The following is a 14,853-nucleotide window of genomic DNA, read 5'->3' as shown; positions in this document are numbered from 1 at the left end:
AGCTGAAACGACTAAACAAAGCGAGGTTGAAAAAATGAGAAGACAATGGACGACTATTATTGCATTGGTATTAGTGATATTGATTGCAGCGTTTGCGGTTATGAATACTGAGGCAGTCCCTGTGAATTTTGCTTTTACAGTTGCTTCATGGCCTTTAATCATGGTTATCTTAGTCTCCTTGCTTATAGGAGCTTTAGTAGCCGTATTGATTTCGACCGGGCCTTTGCTGAAAGAGCGGAAAGAAGTCAAACAACTGAAAAAAGAAATAGAAAATTCCAAAGCACAGCAAGAACAAGAAATTGCACATATTCAAAAAGCTCATGAGACTGAATTAAGCGACAAAAACAGCTTAATTCAACAACTCCAAGCTCAATTGAATCAATCAGAAACCAAATAACGGTCTAATTTAAACTGCCTTAATATCTCTTCCACAACTGAAAAGACATTGAGGTAGTTTTTTATACCGTTTTCATCTAGTTCTTGTAACTATGTTGTCTAGTAGCTTTGTGTGTGTTAAAATAAATTATCTTTTAAAAAGGATATGAAAACATGACGTATAATGAAGAGTTATTGAAATGGAAAGTGGATGTTGAAGAGTACCATTTGCCAAGATGGGATGATTTACCAGATATCGACTTATATATGGATCAAGTCATTACATTGATTGAAAATTATTTAGTTATTTTCAATCCGACCCATGATAAAAAAATCATTACTTCCTCTATGGTAAATAATTATGTGAAATTGAAACTTATTCCAAAACCGGTCAAAAAAAGGTACACTAAGAAACACTTGGCCTATTTAATTGCTATCTCTATTCTTAAGCAAGTGATTACGATTCCAGAAGTCAGAGACGGGATCGTCTACCAAGCTTCAGTAAACGGTATAAGAGAGGCTTATAATTTATTTTGTTCTGAACAAGAATATGCATTGAAGGCAGTTGCTTCAAGAATCGGAAATACCAGTAACGTTCCTTTAATGAAAGAGGATTGTACAGAAGAAAATATTTTAGTTCGTAATGCTACATTAGCAGTAGCGACTAAAATAGCGACTGAAAAATTAGTGGCTTCGCTTATAGTGACAGAAAATCAAGAAACTAAAAGTAATTAATTAAATGGAGGACGATTAGAAAATGAATAAAGAAAAGATTGCTTTTCTAGTTGATTCAGGATCAGATGTTCCACAGGACATTTTAGAAAAGGGCAATATGAAAGTGATTCCTTTGAAAATCATTTACAAAGATGGGGAATACACCGATAAAGTAGACATTCAAGCAGAAGAAATCTATGACCGTTTGAAAGAAGAAGTTCCTAAAACCTCTTTGCCTGACGGAGAAGCTATCAAAAAAATGATGATGGAAATCAAAGCAGAAGGCTACACTAAAGTTATTGCCATCACCATTTCAAGCGGCTTGAGCGGTACCAATAATATGGTGCGTTTAATGGCAGAAGAAATAGAAGGCTTAGACGTTTTTGTGTTGGATACCAAGAATATTGGAATCGGCAGCGGGCTACATGCAGAGCGAGCGTTATCGTATGTAGAAGCTGGTCTCGAATGGGAAATCATTAAACAAAAACTTCAAAATGGAATAGAAGATATTAAAGTACATTTCTATGTGGACACTTTAGAATATCTTCAAAAAGGCGGCAGAATTGGACTTGTTTCCTCACTTGTCGGAAACTTGTTAAACTTGAAGCCGGTTATTTCATGTAATGAGGATGGAATTTATTACACCGTTGCTAAAGCTCGCGGAAGTAAAAAAGGAATCCAAAAACTGATCGATACTACGATTGAATTTGCACAGCAAGCGGTTAAGTACGATGTGGCAGTATGTTATGCAGGTAGAGAAACTAAAGAATTGGCGGACACGATTGCTGGAAAATTGAAAAATGCTTTACCGAATATCCGTACAAATTATTTTGATTCGCTCAGCCCAGCCTTAGGGGTACATACTGGACCTGGTTTGATCGGGATCGCTGTCAGCCGATTGGAAAAATAAAAAAGTTGCACTTCAACAGCAAGAGTTTCTCTCTTATTGTTGAAGTTTTTTGTTTTTAGAGAGGATGTTTTGCTGTCCATTATCTACCATTTATACGGCTTATTTGATATACTAGTTAGGTTGGGAGTGAAGACTGTGATTAATGCTCGTATGAAATGGAAACAAGCAGAAAAAACTGAAAATCATCAATTGATCCAAGAATTATCCAGAGAACTTTCTTACTCACCGTTATTTATTTCTTTGTGTTTACACAGGGGATTAGATACAAAAGAAAAGATCCAATCTTTTCTTCATCCAAGTGAAAAGCGGATTTACGACCCTTTTTTGATGCATGATATGGAACGTGCTACAGAAAGAATCATGGCAGCGGTAGAAACTGGCGATAAAATTATCATTTACGGGGACTATGATGCGGATGGAGTGACTAGTACATCGGTGTTGCTTGAAACACTGGAAATGATTGGCGCCAATGTAGATTTTTATATCCCCAATCGTTTTATAGACGGATATGGACCTAACAGTAAAGCTTTTGAAAAATTGATCAATGAAGGGTGCCAGTTGATCGTTACTTGCGATAACGGGGTGTCTGGGCATGAGGCGATTAAACGAGCTAAGGAATTAGGTGTTGATGTAGTCGTAACCGATCATCATGAGCTTCCTGAAGAACTGCCGGATGCTTATGCAATTGTACACCCACGTCATCCAGCTGGACAGTACCCTTTTGGAGATTTAGCAGGTGTAGGGGTGGCTTTTAAAGTTGCTACTGCTCTGCTTGGGGAAATGCCCGTTGAATTGCTGGATTTAGTAGCTTTGGGGACGATTGCCGATTTAGTCTCATTGAGAGATGAAAATCGGGTTTTGGTGACTCAAGGAATAGCATTATTGAAGCAAACGCAACGGTTAGGGTTAGTAGCCTTATATGAAGTAGCCGGCGTTAAAAAAAACGAAATAGATGAGGAATCAGTCGGTTTTATTATTGGGCCGAGATTGAATGCTCCAGGCAGACTAGGAGACGCTTCGCCTGCAGTACGTTTGTTAACTACATTTGATGAAAATGAAGCACAATCTATTGCGCAGATTATCCAAGGGAAGAACGAAGAAAGACAACAGTACGTAAAAAAAATAACCGACGAAGCATTCGATATGCTTGAACAAACAGATACTTCACCAGATGTTTATGTGTTAGCTAAAGAAGGCTGGCATGAAGGAGTCCTTGGGATCGTTGCCAGTAAAATAGTTGGAAAGACAGGCAAACCAGCGATCATCCTGAACATTGACCGTGAAAACGGAACGGCAAAGGGATCAGGCAGAAGTGTTCAAGCATTTCACTTGTATGAAGCTTTGGGTAAAATCCGCCCTTTAACAGTAGCTTTTGGGGGACACCATATGGCAGCCGGATTAACGGTGCCAAGTGAAAATATTGAACAGATTCGTTCCAAATTAAATGACTATGCTGCTGTACAACAACTGTCAGGTCAAATGGGAGAAGAAATCCATATCGACAAAGTAGTAACCGAAGAAGACTTAACGCTCGAAACGGTTGAAGAGCTGAAAAAATTAGCTCCTTTCGGTACAGATAATCCTAAACCGACCTTTCAATTGGATAATGTGCTCGTGCAAACGGTCCGTAAAATAGGGGCGGACGGAACACACTTGAAAATGTCTGTTCAGCTTGATCAAACGAGTCTTGACACTATTGGTTTTGATTTTGGAGAAGTGGCAGATCGAATATCAGGAAACACTCGTCTGTCAACAGTCGGCAAATTGGAAATCAATGAGTGGAATGGTTCTAGAAAATTACAGTTGCGGATTGAAGATATAGCTGTTAAAGGTATCCAATGCTTTGATTATCGAAGCACACAAATTCCAGAATCATTATGGAATAAGCAAAACGCTGATTTCGTATTCTTTGATTCTGCGAACTATGAACAGTACCAAGAAAAGATGCCCGCTTCAAGCAAAGCTTACTTGATCCAGACACGAAAAGATGCTAAGCAATTTTTGATGCAGCATTCATTATTGGTATTGGTGGATTGTCCACCTTCATTGACCATTCTTTCTTTATTGATAGAACACAATAAACCGGAAAATGTTTTGTATTCTTTTCACAGTACAACGAATGATTATTTAGAAGGTATGCCAAATCGGCAACATTTTGCGAATGCATACAAGTTCATTTTGTCTCATCAGAATATTGATGTGAAAAATCAGCTGGGTATTTTAGCAAAAACACTGAATATGAAAGAAAATCGAGTAATATTCATTCTGCAGGTGTTTTTTGAGGTTGGATTTGTTAAAATAGAATCCGGACTTCTTAATCGAGTGGAAACAAATGAGAAAAAAGATTTAACACAATCTATTACGTACCAGAAAAAAGTACAACGTATCGAGGCGGAAGAAAGATTAGTCTATAGTCATGCTTGGGAAGTTGAGCAATGGCTAATGAATCAAATAACCATCAGCGAATAAAGAAGAATTTGACTGGTGAACGGAGGACAAAAAGAATGGATTTAAAAAAATATATTTCTGATGTAGAAAATTTTCCTGAAGAAGGGATTATTTTTAGAGATATTTCACCATTAATGGCAGATGGAGAGGCATACCGTTTTGCAACAAATGAAATCGTAGCATATGCTAAAGATAAAGGTGTAGAAATGATCGTAGGTCCTGAAGCTCGCGGATTTATTGTCGGATGTCCAGTTGCCTATCAAATGGGAATCGGCTTTGCTCCAGCTCGTAAAAAAGGCAAATTGCCTCGTGAAACCGTAGAGGTTACTTATGGTTTGGAATACGGGAAAGATACGCTGCAATTGCATAAAGACAGCATCAAACCAGGGCAAAAAGTATTGGTGTGTGATGATTTATTAGCTACTGGCGGAACGATTGCTGCAACCATCGAATTGATTGAATCTTTAGGTGGAGTAGTTGTGGGAACAGCTTTTATTGTAGAGTTAAAAGATCTAAAAGGCCGCGAAAAAATCAAAGGCTATGATATCCTTGCTTTAGCAGAATATTGATCAACACATAAAGAACTATCTCCTGTTGAGATAGTTCTTTATGTGTTGTTTAAGGAATATGGAAAGAATTTGTTGAAAGCGGACGGAAGAAAAAAAGTACTGTATAACTAGTGCATATGAGGTGATTAGATGAACTTGAATGATTTTATGCACGAAAATTACCCCAATCTTCAGCTGAGACCACCTTTGTTTTATAATTGGGGTATTGGGATTCGTTTTGAACTTGGCCTAGAAAAGGAATGGTTCTTTGATTCTTCAAACAACTTGTATGTATTAGGATGTTATAATAGAGCAATTACTTTATTTGAATCGTTGCATTCACCAACAGATGATATTTTTGTTGTGATGGATATGAACAACTTTGACGTAAGAAAAAAACTGAAACGTCAGCTACAGAATTTTTCTCCGTACATAAAAAAATCATTGTTCTACAGCTTAAAACATCAAGAATTGCCTTTTATTTTTCCAGAAGACGATGAGGATGGCACACGTAAAACCAACAGATTTACTTTAACATGCAAAACAATGGATTTAAACCATGTTGCCTTGCTGAAAGCTGTTTGCAACCAAGATTTAGGCTTTAATCCGAGTATTTCTCATAATGTTTACGTGATAAATATCCAGAAAAAAACGATTTTCCATACTTATGATGATAGAGGTTGTGATGTATTGGCAACTTCGCCTGCAGCAATAAAAGAGATCTATACAAAATATAGTGACTGGATTTTAGATTATGACAGAGTTGAAATAGATAAACTATTCGAATAAAAAGAGATTGTCCAAAAAGCGAGTCCCACTCGATTTTTGAAACAATCTCTTTTTTGTTTATAAAACATGGCTTCGATAAAGACCGACAACTTTTCCTAAAATAGATACTTCTTGTAAGATGATCGGGCTCATAGTATCGTTTTCTGGTTGTAGTCTGTAATGATCTTGTTCGATAAAGAATCGTTTGCATGTAGCTTCATCTTCAGTTGTCATTGCAATGACAATGTCGCCGTTATCCGCACTGGATTGTTTACGGACGATAACTTCGTCTCCATCAAGAATCCCAGCGTTGATCATACTTTCTCCTCGAATGGTCAACATAAACAATGAACCATTTTCATACTCTAAACTGGGTGGGATAGGAAAAAAATCTGTCGCTTCTTCTACAGCTAATATCGGCTCTCCAGCTGTAACGGTACCCAATAAAGGAATTTTATTTAAACCAACTCCTAATTGAGATAAACCGGCAGTTGTCAATTCAATAGTTCTAGGTTTACTCGGATCGCGATGAATAAAGCCGTTTTTTTCCAAACGAGATAAATGTCCATGAACAGTTGATGTAGAGGACAACGATACTGCTTGACCAATCTCTCTAACAGTCGGCGGGAAACCTTTCTCTTTTACTTGTTCATAAATGTATTGTAAAACTTCAATTTGTCTAGACGCTGGTGATTTTTTCATAATTTTATAAACACCTCAATTCTTATTTACTCTTACTGTTAGAATAGCATAAACGAATCCTTTTTTCAAACAAACGTTCGCCTTTTTTGAAGATAATGACCAGTTGTTGAGTTATAATGTCATTTTATCGTCGGTATAACATATAGAAGATCGAATTCAACAGACAATCCAGCTGTATTTTTTAGTCATTTTTGGTATATTGGTTAAGGAAGTAGAAAGGATGAAGATAATGTTATCAAAAGAAGAAATAAACCGGATCAATGAGTTAGCTAAAAAATCAAAAACAGAAGAAGGTCTAACTCTTTCGGAACAAGTAGAACAAAAAAAATTGCGTGAAGATTATCTAACAGCTTTCAGAGGTGGAATGAGAAACCATATTGAAGGCATGAAAGTGGTTGACGAAGAAGGAAACGATGTAACGCCTGATAAAGTCAAGAAAATTCAAAAAGATAAAGGTCTGCATGGCAGATAAAAAAAATTCGAAATAGTTCCCATTTGTTTACAAAAAAATGGTATGATATAGAAGCAATGTAAGCAGTTTAATAAGCTTGAAATTTGAAAGGAATGATATTTTTTGTTCGATAAAGTAGATCAATTAGCTGTAGATACCATTCGTACGTTAAGCATTGACGGAGTTCAAAAAGCCAACTCCGGTCACCCTGGATTACCTATGGGTGCTGCACCAATGGCATATGTGTTATGGACAAAGCACTTAAAAGCCAATCCAAAAAATTCCCACTGGGTCGACCGCGACCGCTTTGTACTTTCTGCAGGTCATGGATCCATGATGTTGTACAGCATGCTGCATTTGGCAGGATACAAAGTTTCAATTGGTGATTTAAAGAGTTTCCGTCAATGGGAAAGTAAAACTCCAGGACATCCAGAAGTACACTATACAGATGGTGTAGAAGCAACAACCGGTCCTCTTGGACAAGGAATTGCCAATAGTGTCGGTATGGCCATGGCTGAAGCTCACTTAGCAGCTACTTACAATAAAGAAGGTCACAGCATTGTGGATCACTATACTTATGCTTTATGTGGTGATGGAGATTTAATGGAAGGTATATCAGCAGAAGCAGCGAGTTTAGCTGGACACTTGAAATTAGGCAAATTGGTCGTTTTATACGATTCAAATGACATTTCTTTAGATGGGCCTACATCAAAAGCCTTTACAGAAAACGTTGGTCAACGTTTCGAAGCTTATGGTTGGGAACACATTTTAGTAAAAGATGGAAATGATTTAGAAGAAATCAATGCAGCGATTGAAAAAGCAAAAGCTAATTCAGATCAACCTACATTGATCGAAGTGAAGACCGTTATCGGATTTGGTGCTCCTAACGCAGGATCACACAAAGTTCATGGTGCTCCATTAGGTATCGAAGGAGTAGAAGCGACTAAAAAAGCTTACGGTTGGGAAGGGGAAGACTTCTACGTGCCGGTTGAAGCTCAAGCTCGTTTTGAAGAAACAATGGTTACACCAGGCGAAGAAGCTGAAACAGAATGGGAAAAAGCTTTTGAAGCTTACCGTCAAGAATTCCCTGAATTAGCTCAACAATTTGAGGCAGGATTTAACGGCGATTTACCTGAAGGGTGGGACAAAGATTTGCCTGTATACGAAGAAGGCGATGCGGCTGTAGCTTCTCGTAAATCAGGTAGCGATACTTTGAATGCTATTGCTAAAAATGTTCCGAATTTCTGGGGCGGTTCAGCTGACTTGTCTTCATCGAACAACACGATGATTGATAATGTCACTGATTTTCAAGCTGGTCAATACGAAGGACGCAACATTTGGTATGGTGTTCGTGAATTCGCCATGACGGCTGCTGCTAACGGAATTATGCTGCACGGTGGTACAAAAACTTATGTAGGAACATTCTTTGTCTTTACAGATTATTTAAGAGCTGCAGTTCGTTTGGCGGCTATTTCTAAGTTGCCTGTAACGTATGTGTTTACACATGATTCAGTAGCAGTTGGTGAAGATGGTCCTACTCATGAACCAGTAGAGCACCTTTCAAGCTTACGCAGTATGCCAAACTTGACTGTTCTTCGTCCGGCTGATGGAAATGAAGTCACAGCTGCTTGGGAGATTGCACTGAAATCAACTGATCACCCAACAATGTTGGTGTTGAGTCGTCAAAACTTGCCGGTTTTACCAAAAACCAAAGAAATGGCACGCGAAAATGTTCAAAAGGGTGCTTATGTTCTTTCACCACAAGAGGGAGAACAACCTGAAGGTATCCTAATGGCTACAGGTTCTGAAGTGGCATTAGCATTAGAAGCTCAAAAAGAATTGAAAGCTCAAGGAAAAGACGTATCAGTCGTTTCTATGCCAAGCTTTGATTTATTTGAAAAACAAGATGCGGCTTATAAAGAAAGTGTCTTGCCGAAAGAAGTACGCAAACGCGTTTCGATTGAAATGGGAGCTACTTTTGGTTGGGAACGTTATGTTGGCCTAGATGGAGCGACTGTTGGAATCGACAAATACGGTGCAAGTGCTCCTGGCGAAACGGTCATTAAAAATTACGGTTTTACCACAGAAAATATTGTAGAGGTATTTAATACTCTTTAAAAATGAATAATTTTTTGAGGCGGAAGCTGTACAAAACGAATCATTTTGTACAGCTTCAGCCTTTTTAAGAGCTGTTAAAAGAAGAGTGCGAATACGTAAAAGAAATGATTGCTATTTATTTTTTTCATTTTTTTTAGTACAATTAACAACTGAGAGGTATTGAAAGGAGTGAAAGGTACAATGAACGTAATGTTAGCAATCGTTTTAATTATAATTGCTTTACTTGCTGGTTTAGTTGGAGGATTCTTTATATCTAGAAAATACATGATGGATTATTTCCAAAAAAATCCGCCAGTCAATGAAGACATGTTACGCATGATGATGATGCAAATGGGACAAAAACCATCTGAAAAGAAAATCAAACAAATGATGGCATCTATGAAAGTACAATCTGAGAAACAAAACAAGAAAAAATAAACATTTTTTTACTTAATAAACGAAGCGGACAGAAGAACATTCTGTTCGTTTTTTTGGTTCTACAGTATTTGACATTGGTAAGTAGAAAATACCGTTCTTTTTAATGCTAAACCTTTTAAAAATACATTTCTCTGCCAACATTAGAAGAGAAAGAACTTTTTTAAAATGAATTGTATACAAAAAGAGATGCGCCGGTATAAAACGGCACATCTCTTTTCTTTAGTTCATTATTTGTATTCGTAACGATAAGTCGGATCAATTTCTTTGTCTAATTGATCAAATGCACTTTGGATCTGAGTCTCGATCAAAGACAAGTTTTCTTTGTTTAATTTTGTTTTACGGTCCACATAAATAGGATCTCCAAAGCGAACAATAACTTTTTTTCGTTTGATCAAGTCAGTTAAGGTTAATGGTCCTTGATACACTGCTGGGACCATTGGGACGCCACTTAATTTTGCAATTGTAGGAGCTCCACCTTTTAGTTCAGCAGAGTGTCTAGTCCCCGTTGGAAACATAGCCAAACTGAGTTTTCCTTCTTTCAGTATTTTGACCGGCTTTTTAATAGCACTAGGGCCAGGATTTTGTCTATCTACAGGAAAAGCATTCGCATTACGAATAATCCATCCTAGTACGGGGTTTTTAAAGAGTTCTTTTTTAGCCATGAAAGCAAATTCCGTTTTATTCGCTCCTAAGGCTAAGTAAACCGGGTCGATCCAAGTACGATGCGGAGCGATTAAAATATACGATTCATTTTGAGGTAATTTGTCTCTTTGTTGGTAATGAGCATTCCCGTTCAGTATAAAGACTAACACACGGACAACAGCTCGTAATATTTTAAAAAACACGTTTGTTCAATCCTTTCATAAATAACTTCTCTGACACTTCTTTATTAGTATGATTGAAAACGATAAATTTCGCAACAACTTTTATGGTTGGACTAATTTTATTTTAGTAAAAAACAGAAAAGACTCATTTATATCAAAAAGCTGTTCGAGAGACAGCGATTATTTTGGTATACTAGATAAGATAAAAACACAAATAGGAGGACTGAAAATGAAGTTCATACATACAGGAGATTGGCACATTGGGAAAAAGCTTCATGGATTGCAATTGCTGGCGGAACAACGTGAAGTGTTTGAGCAATTATTGGAAACTGCTAAAAGTGAAAAAGTAGATGCTATTGTAATCGCAGGAGATTTGTTTGACCGCGCTGTACCACCTGCTGAGGCAGTGAGTGTATTGAATCAAATGTTGATCGATATGAATTTGACAGAACAGATTCCTGTTTTGGCCATTTCTGGAAATCATGATTCCGCTACTCGTTTAGAATCGGGAAGTCAATGGTTTAAACAAGCTAACTTACATGTACAGACTAAAATCAATGATGCTGTATTCAATCCAGTTACATTAGGCAATACGCAATTTTTTTTGCTGCCTTATTTTGATCCGATTGATGCACGGTTGTATTTTGAAGACGAAACACTGGACACCCCTGAACGAGCGGTTCAAAAGATAGTAAATAAAATGATTGAGCAATTTGATTCTGCAAAAAATCAAGTATTGATCTCACATTTTTTTGTGACAGGCAGTTTAAGAACTGATTCTGAAACAGAATCAACAGTCGGTGGTCTAGATAATGTGTCTGCAGGTGTGTTTAAAGACTTTACCTATGTCGCCTTAGGACATTTGCACCTCCCCAATGCGCTGAGTCATGAATCAGTGCGGTATTCTGGCAGTTTATTAAAATACTCGGTTTCAGAAGCCGATCAACAAAAAGGTTTTCGCATCATAGAACTAGACGACGAAGGAATCAACGAGCAAAGCTTCCATACCGTTCAGCCAACGCGTGACATTCTCGTATTGGAAGAGGCTTTTGCGACGTTAATGGATGAATCCTACTATCAAAAGGTGAAACGAGACCAATTTATTTATATTAAATTAAAAGACACCGTCATGCTGCCCAATGCAATGAATCGTTTGAGAGAAGTGTATCCTAATGTTATTGGGATGGAAAGAGTCAATCAGAAAGGTTTGCTTTCTGGGATGAAACAAGCTAAAAAAGAACTGCCCACTGCCTCAGCTCCGAATGTATTGTTTGGACAATATTTTGAAGAGATCATGCAGGAACCGTTAACGCCTAAACAAGTGAAACTAGTTGAATCATTATTTGAAGAATTTCAAAAGGAGGAGGATTAAATGCGCCCACAATCATTGACACTCAAAGCTTTTGGTCCTTATATGGATGAAACGATCGATTTTTCCAACTTTTATGGAAACAATATCTTTTTGATTGCAGGAAAAACCGGTTCTGGGAAAACAACTTTATTTGACGGGATCTGTTTTGCGCTGTTTGGAAAAACGAATGGATCAAATCGTGAGCCGAAAGAAATGCGCTCGACATTTGCCAATGCTAAAGAAATAACCAGTGTGTCGTTTACCTTTCATGCACAAAACAAATTGTATGAGATCGTTCGCAGTCCTGCTCAAACTCTTCTAAAGTTAAAGGGCGAGGGGACTCGTGATGTGCCGGCAAAAGCATCGATTCGAGTTTTTAGTGAAGATGGAACTGAACTTCAACAAGTCAGCAAAATCAGTGAAGTAGATGCTTTGATCGAAGAAGTGGTGCAATTGACTTGTGATCAATTTCGCCAAATCGTGATGATCCCTCAAGGTGAATTCCGACGTTTTTTGAATGCAGACAGCGGAGATAAAGAAAACATTTTAAGAAAACTTTTTGGAACTGGAATCTACCGGCAATTTAGCGAAAAATTAAAAGAGAAGAAAAAAGGGATGCACGTTAAGCTGTTGGAAAAGGAGAAAGAATTGGAATCTGCTTTAAGCAGAGCGCATTGGCTTGATGAGAAACCAGTTTCTGACTTGACCGGCTTTGCAGGCATGAAAGTAGAAATCGAACAATTAAAAGAAGACCAACAAAATAGGACCACTATTTTAGCAGCCTTAGACAGTGCTATAGCTGATTTGATGAAAAAGACTACAGAAGCCAACAACTTTTTAATAGAACAACAAACGATCCAACAGTTATTGACCGAAAAAGCAGACATGACTGCTGCTTTAGCAGACTTGAATAAAGAACAACTTCGTATCACTGAACTTCACCACACGATAAAATCGTTTGAAGAAGCTAAAACCTTTGAACCCTTACTGTTTCAATTAAAGGAAAACAGACAAACACTTGCTGTTGCTGAGCAAAAACATACTGCTGCTTTGGATGAGCTTCGAACGGCTCAAGAAAATGTAGAAAAAGCAGCTCAACAAAAGGAACATTTGGAAGAAGAAAAAGCACAGCAAGAGCAGCGTAAAGAACAATTGATCAGATTGACACACTTAAAACAATCGATTGAAACCTATACAACCAGTGAGCAGCAAAACAAAGAACAAGAAATAGTGGTTCAACAGCTTCAAGCTAAATTCAAAAAACTGACTTCAGATCAAGAAGAGCTGATCTATGAAAAAGATAAATTAAATCAGGTATTAGAGGCATTAAAAGAACAAAAAAGCCACTTGTATGTGTTGAAAGACGAGCTTCAAAGAGTTGGAAAGGCTCAAAGTATGCTGCAAGAAGTCCTTCAATTCGATACCCAAAAGAATCACCTTAGAACCGAATTAGGCGAGAAAACCGCTCGTAAAAACGAAGTTGCTGTAATGTTGGAAGCAGCTGTCAAACAATACAAAGCAGTAAAAAGTGATTGGGCTAAAGTGCAGATCCAAAAATTAGCGGAAGAACTGATTGAAGGAGAACCCTGTCCTGTGTGTGGTTCAACGGAACATCCTCTGCACAGCGTGAATAGTGAAAATCCTACCCAGTCAGCTGTTGAATTGGAGATGAGCTTAGAAGAAAAAGAGAAGCATGTTACTACACATCAAGCTGAAATTGAAGTGCTCTCTCAGCAAATCGACCAGTTAGAAGTATCTGAGAAAGAGTTGACGCAATCGTTAGATCAAAAACTTGTTTACTGGCAAGAACAAGCCTCTCATTTATCGTTAAAACAAAAAGAGCTCCATGAGCAGAAGACAGAACTGATGGAACTGATACGCGATCTAAATGAGCAAATAGGAGCTATTGACATTCAGTTAGCTTCTCAAGCCAGTCATGAAGAGAAGAAAATGCACTTTGAGCATGAAATAGCTGAGATTCAAGAAAAACTTACACTCGGTGAAACAAACCTTCAACTAGAATGGAATCGATGGAGTGAACTAAAAGGAAAGTTGAAACAACTGAGTCAAGAAATCCCTGAAGAATATTTGGATACTGAACGCTATGCCGCAGAAGTAGAAGCTGTAACTAAGGCTATAAACAATTGGGATAAGCGGTATGAAGAAGCTGGAAAAAACCATACAACAGCTGAAAAAATACAAGAACAGGTGCGCTATACATTGCGTTCCATCTCCGAAACAATCTCTTTGGAACAAGAGAAACAACAAGTACTAACGAAGCAATTAACACAGACACTAGAAGAAAGTTCTTTTACTGCCGTGGAAGAAGTAGAAAAGCAGTTGGCGAATAGTTCCTATATCAGTGATTGGCGGAATGAGATCAATCATTTTGAAAAGACTTACTATAATGTTCAACACAACTTGGAACTTAATACACAGAAGTTAGAGGGCAAACCTCTTCCAAAATTAAAAGAAGCAAAAGAACAATACGATTTGTTAAGTGAAAGAAAGACGCAAAAAGCGGAAGAAAAAGCGGTTCTGTTAGACCATTTCGCTCAAAATGAGAGTGTATTGAAAACGAGTCAGTCTATTTTGGATGCACATCAGAAAAATATGGATCTTTATCTAGAGATCGCAACCCTATCTGATGTGGCTAACGGTGATTCAGGAAATAGTAAACTAGGTTTTGAACGCTATGTGTTGTCTTACTTCTTAGAAGAAGTCTTGATGCTGGCCAACCAACGCTTACAAAAGCTTTCTAACAATCGCTACTTATTTGATCTGAATCGAGAAGATGGTTCATATAAAAACCGAACAGGCCTAGAGATCAATATTTATGATGATCATGCTGGAGGGATTCGAAATGTAGGGACGCTTTCTGGTGGGGAAAGCTTTACTGCAGCACTTTCATTGGCTTTATCTCTGTCAGATGTTGTACAGCGTCAATCCGGTGGAGTACAAATTGAAGCGATTTTTATTGATGAAGGTTTTGGTTCGTTAGATGAAGATGCATTAGATCAAGCGATTGAAGCGTTGATGCAAATTGATGGCGATGGGAAATTGGTAGGAATCATCAGTCATGTCAAAGAATTAAAAGACCGAATACCGGATAAAATTCTGGTTCATGCATTAGGTACCGGAAAAAGTCAATTGTCTGCAGTACATGCTTAACTGAACCAGTTAAACAACAAATCAAATACATTACTGTTTCTTTTTTTGAAAAGATA

The 14,853-nt window shown here is 37.7% G+C and carries 13 protein-coding genes; 11 read left to right on the top strand and 2 right to left on the bottom strand.

The window, feature by feature from the left end; translation table 11 throughout:
- Positions 1–34 precede the first annotated feature (34 nt).
- From ACEN4I_RS00255 to ACEN4I_RS00230, 6 genes are all read left to right on the top strand, one after another.
- Positions 35–397: a lipopolysaccharide assembly protein LapA domain-containing protein gene (locus ACEN4I_RS00255; RefSeq protein ID WP_407101875.1), complete on the top strand. Its 363-nt coding sequence runs from the start codon at positions 35–37 to the stop codon at positions 395–397.
- Between the two features lie 152 nt (positions 398–549).
- Positions 550–1,110: a DUF1836 domain-containing protein gene (locus ACEN4I_RS00250; RefSeq protein WP_407097218.1), complete on the top strand. Its 561-nt coding sequence runs from the start codon at positions 550–552 to the stop codon at positions 1,108–1,110.
- Positions 1,111–1,132: 22 nt separating this feature from the next.
- Entirely contained in the window at positions 1,133–1,999 is an 867-nt protein-coding gene (locus ACEN4I_RS00245; RefSeq protein ID WP_407097219.1) for a DegV family protein, read from the top strand.
- Positions 2,000–2,134: 135 nt separating this feature from the next.
- Positions 2,135–4,468 carry a single-stranded-DNA-specific exonuclease RecJ gene (gene recJ, locus ACEN4I_RS00240; protein WP_407127483.1) on the top strand — a complete coding sequence of 778 codons (2,334 nt, stop codon included), beginning with the start codon at positions 2,135–2,137 and terminating at the stop codon, positions 4,466–4,468.
- Positions 4,469–4,503: 35 nt separating this feature from the next.
- A complete protein-coding gene (locus tag ACEN4I_RS00235; RefSeq protein ID WP_407097221.1) occupies positions 4,504–5,016 on the top strand; it encodes an adenine phosphoribosyltransferase in 513 nt (170 codons plus the stop codon).
- A 129-nt stretch (positions 5,017–5,145) separates the two neighbouring features.
- Positions 5,146–5,784 (top strand): DUF3885 domain-containing protein, encoded by a 639-nt coding sequence (locus ACEN4I_RS00230; protein ID WP_407097222.1) that lies wholly within the window; start codon positions 5,146–5,148, stop codon positions 5,782–5,784.
- 57 nt (positions 5,785–5,841) lie between these two features.
- On the opposite strand, the gene lexA is transcribed toward ACEN4I_RS00230, so the two are convergent.
- Positions 5,842–6,465: a transcriptional repressor LexA gene (gene lexA / locus ACEN4I_RS00225; RefSeq protein WP_407097223.1), complete on the bottom strand. Its 624-nt coding sequence runs from the start codon at positions 6,463–6,465 to the stop codon at positions 5,842–5,844.
- A 229-nt stretch (positions 6,466–6,694) separates the two neighbouring features.
- On the opposite strand from lexA, the gene ACEN4I_RS00220 reads away from it, so the two are divergent.
- The 3 genes from ACEN4I_RS00220 (at position 6,695) to ACEN4I_RS00210 (ending at position 9,451) form a co-directional block, all read left to right on the top strand.
- Positions 6,695–6,937 (top strand): DUF896 family protein, encoded by a 243-nt coding sequence (locus ACEN4I_RS00220; RefSeq protein WP_407097228.1) that lies wholly within the window; start codon positions 6,695–6,697, stop codon positions 6,935–6,937.
- Between the two features lie 102 nt (positions 6,938–7,039).
- Complete coding sequence (gene tkt, locus ACEN4I_RS00215) at positions 7,040–9,034, top strand: transketolase (protein ID WP_407097224.1); 1,995 nt, start codon at positions 7,040–7,042, stop codon at positions 9,032–9,034.
- A gap of 180 nt (positions 9,035–9,214) precedes the next feature.
- Entirely contained in the window at positions 9,215–9,451 is a 237-nt protein-coding gene (locus ACEN4I_RS00210; RefSeq protein ID WP_407097225.1) for a YneF family protein, read from the top strand.
- 227 nt (positions 9,452–9,678) lie between these two features.
- Here the strand turns inward: ACEN4I_RS00210 and ACEN4I_RS00205 are convergent, their stop codons facing one another.
- Positions 9,679–10,296 carry a lysophospholipid acyltransferase family protein gene (locus ACEN4I_RS00205; protein WP_407101879.1) on the bottom strand — a complete coding sequence of 206 codons (618 nt, stop codon included), beginning with the start codon at positions 10,294–10,296 and terminating at the stop codon, positions 9,679–9,681.
- Between the two features lie 208 nt (positions 10,297–10,504).
- On the opposite strand from ACEN4I_RS00205, the gene ACEN4I_RS00200 reads away from it, so the two are divergent.
- Both ACEN4I_RS00200 and ACEN4I_RS00195 read left to right on the top strand, forming a co-directional pair.
- Complete coding sequence (locus tag ACEN4I_RS00200) at positions 10,505–11,647, top strand: exonuclease SbcCD subunit D (RefSeq protein ID WP_407101881.1); 1,143 nt, start codon at positions 10,505–10,507, stop codon at positions 11,645–11,647.
- Positions 11,648–14,797: an AAA family ATPase gene (locus ACEN4I_RS00195; protein WP_407101883.1), complete on the top strand. Its 3,150-nt coding sequence runs from the start codon at positions 11,648–11,650 to the stop codon at positions 14,795–14,797.
- Positions 14,798–14,853 lie beyond the last annotated feature (56 nt).

The organism is Desemzia sp. FAM 23990 (assembly GCF_045528485.1).
Lineage (GTDB): Bacteria > Bacillota > Bacilli > Lactobacillales > Carnobacteriaceae > Desemzia.
This window is presented reverse-complemented; position numbering and strand designations above follow the sequence as displayed.

Excerpts from the sequence above, each read along its gene's own strand:
- ACEN4I_RS00255 (WP_407101875.1), top strand. The coding sequence starts at position 35 with ATGAGAAGACAATGGACGACTATTATTGCATTGGTATTAGTGATATTG.
- ACEN4I_RS00250 (WP_407097218.1), top strand. The coding sequence starts at position 550 with ATGACGTATAATGAAGAGTTATTGAAATGGAAAGTGGATGTTGAAGAG.
- ACEN4I_RS00245 (WP_407097219.1), top strand. The coding sequence starts at position 1,133 with ATGAATAAAGAAAAGATTGCTTTTCTAGTTGATTCAGGATCAGATGTT.
- ACEN4I_RS00235 (WP_407097221.1), top strand. The coding sequence starts at position 4,504 with ATGGATTTAAAAAAATATATTTCTGATGTAGAAAATTTTCCTGAAGAA.
- ACEN4I_RS00230 (WP_407097222.1), top strand. The coding sequence starts at position 5,146 with ATGAACTTGAATGATTTTATGCACGAAAATTACCCCAATCTTCAGCTG.
- lexA (WP_407097223.1), bottom strand. The coding sequence starts at position 6,465 with ATGAAAAAATCACCAGCGTCTAGACAAATTGAAGTTTTACAATACATT.
- ACEN4I_RS00220 (WP_407097228.1), top strand. The coding sequence starts at position 6,695 with ATGTTATCAAAAGAAGAAATAAACCGGATCAATGAGTTAGCTAAAAAA.
- ACEN4I_RS00210 (WP_407097225.1), top strand. The coding sequence starts at position 9,215 with ATGAACGTAATGTTAGCAATCGTTTTAATTATAATTGCTTTACTTGCT.
- ACEN4I_RS00200 (WP_407101881.1), top strand. The coding sequence starts at position 10,505 with ATGAAGTTCATACATACAGGAGATTGGCACATTGGGAAAAAGCTTCAT.
- ACEN4I_RS00195 (WP_407101883.1), top strand. The coding sequence starts at position 11,648 with ATGCGCCCACAATCATTGACACTCAAAGCTTTTGGTCCTTATATGGAT.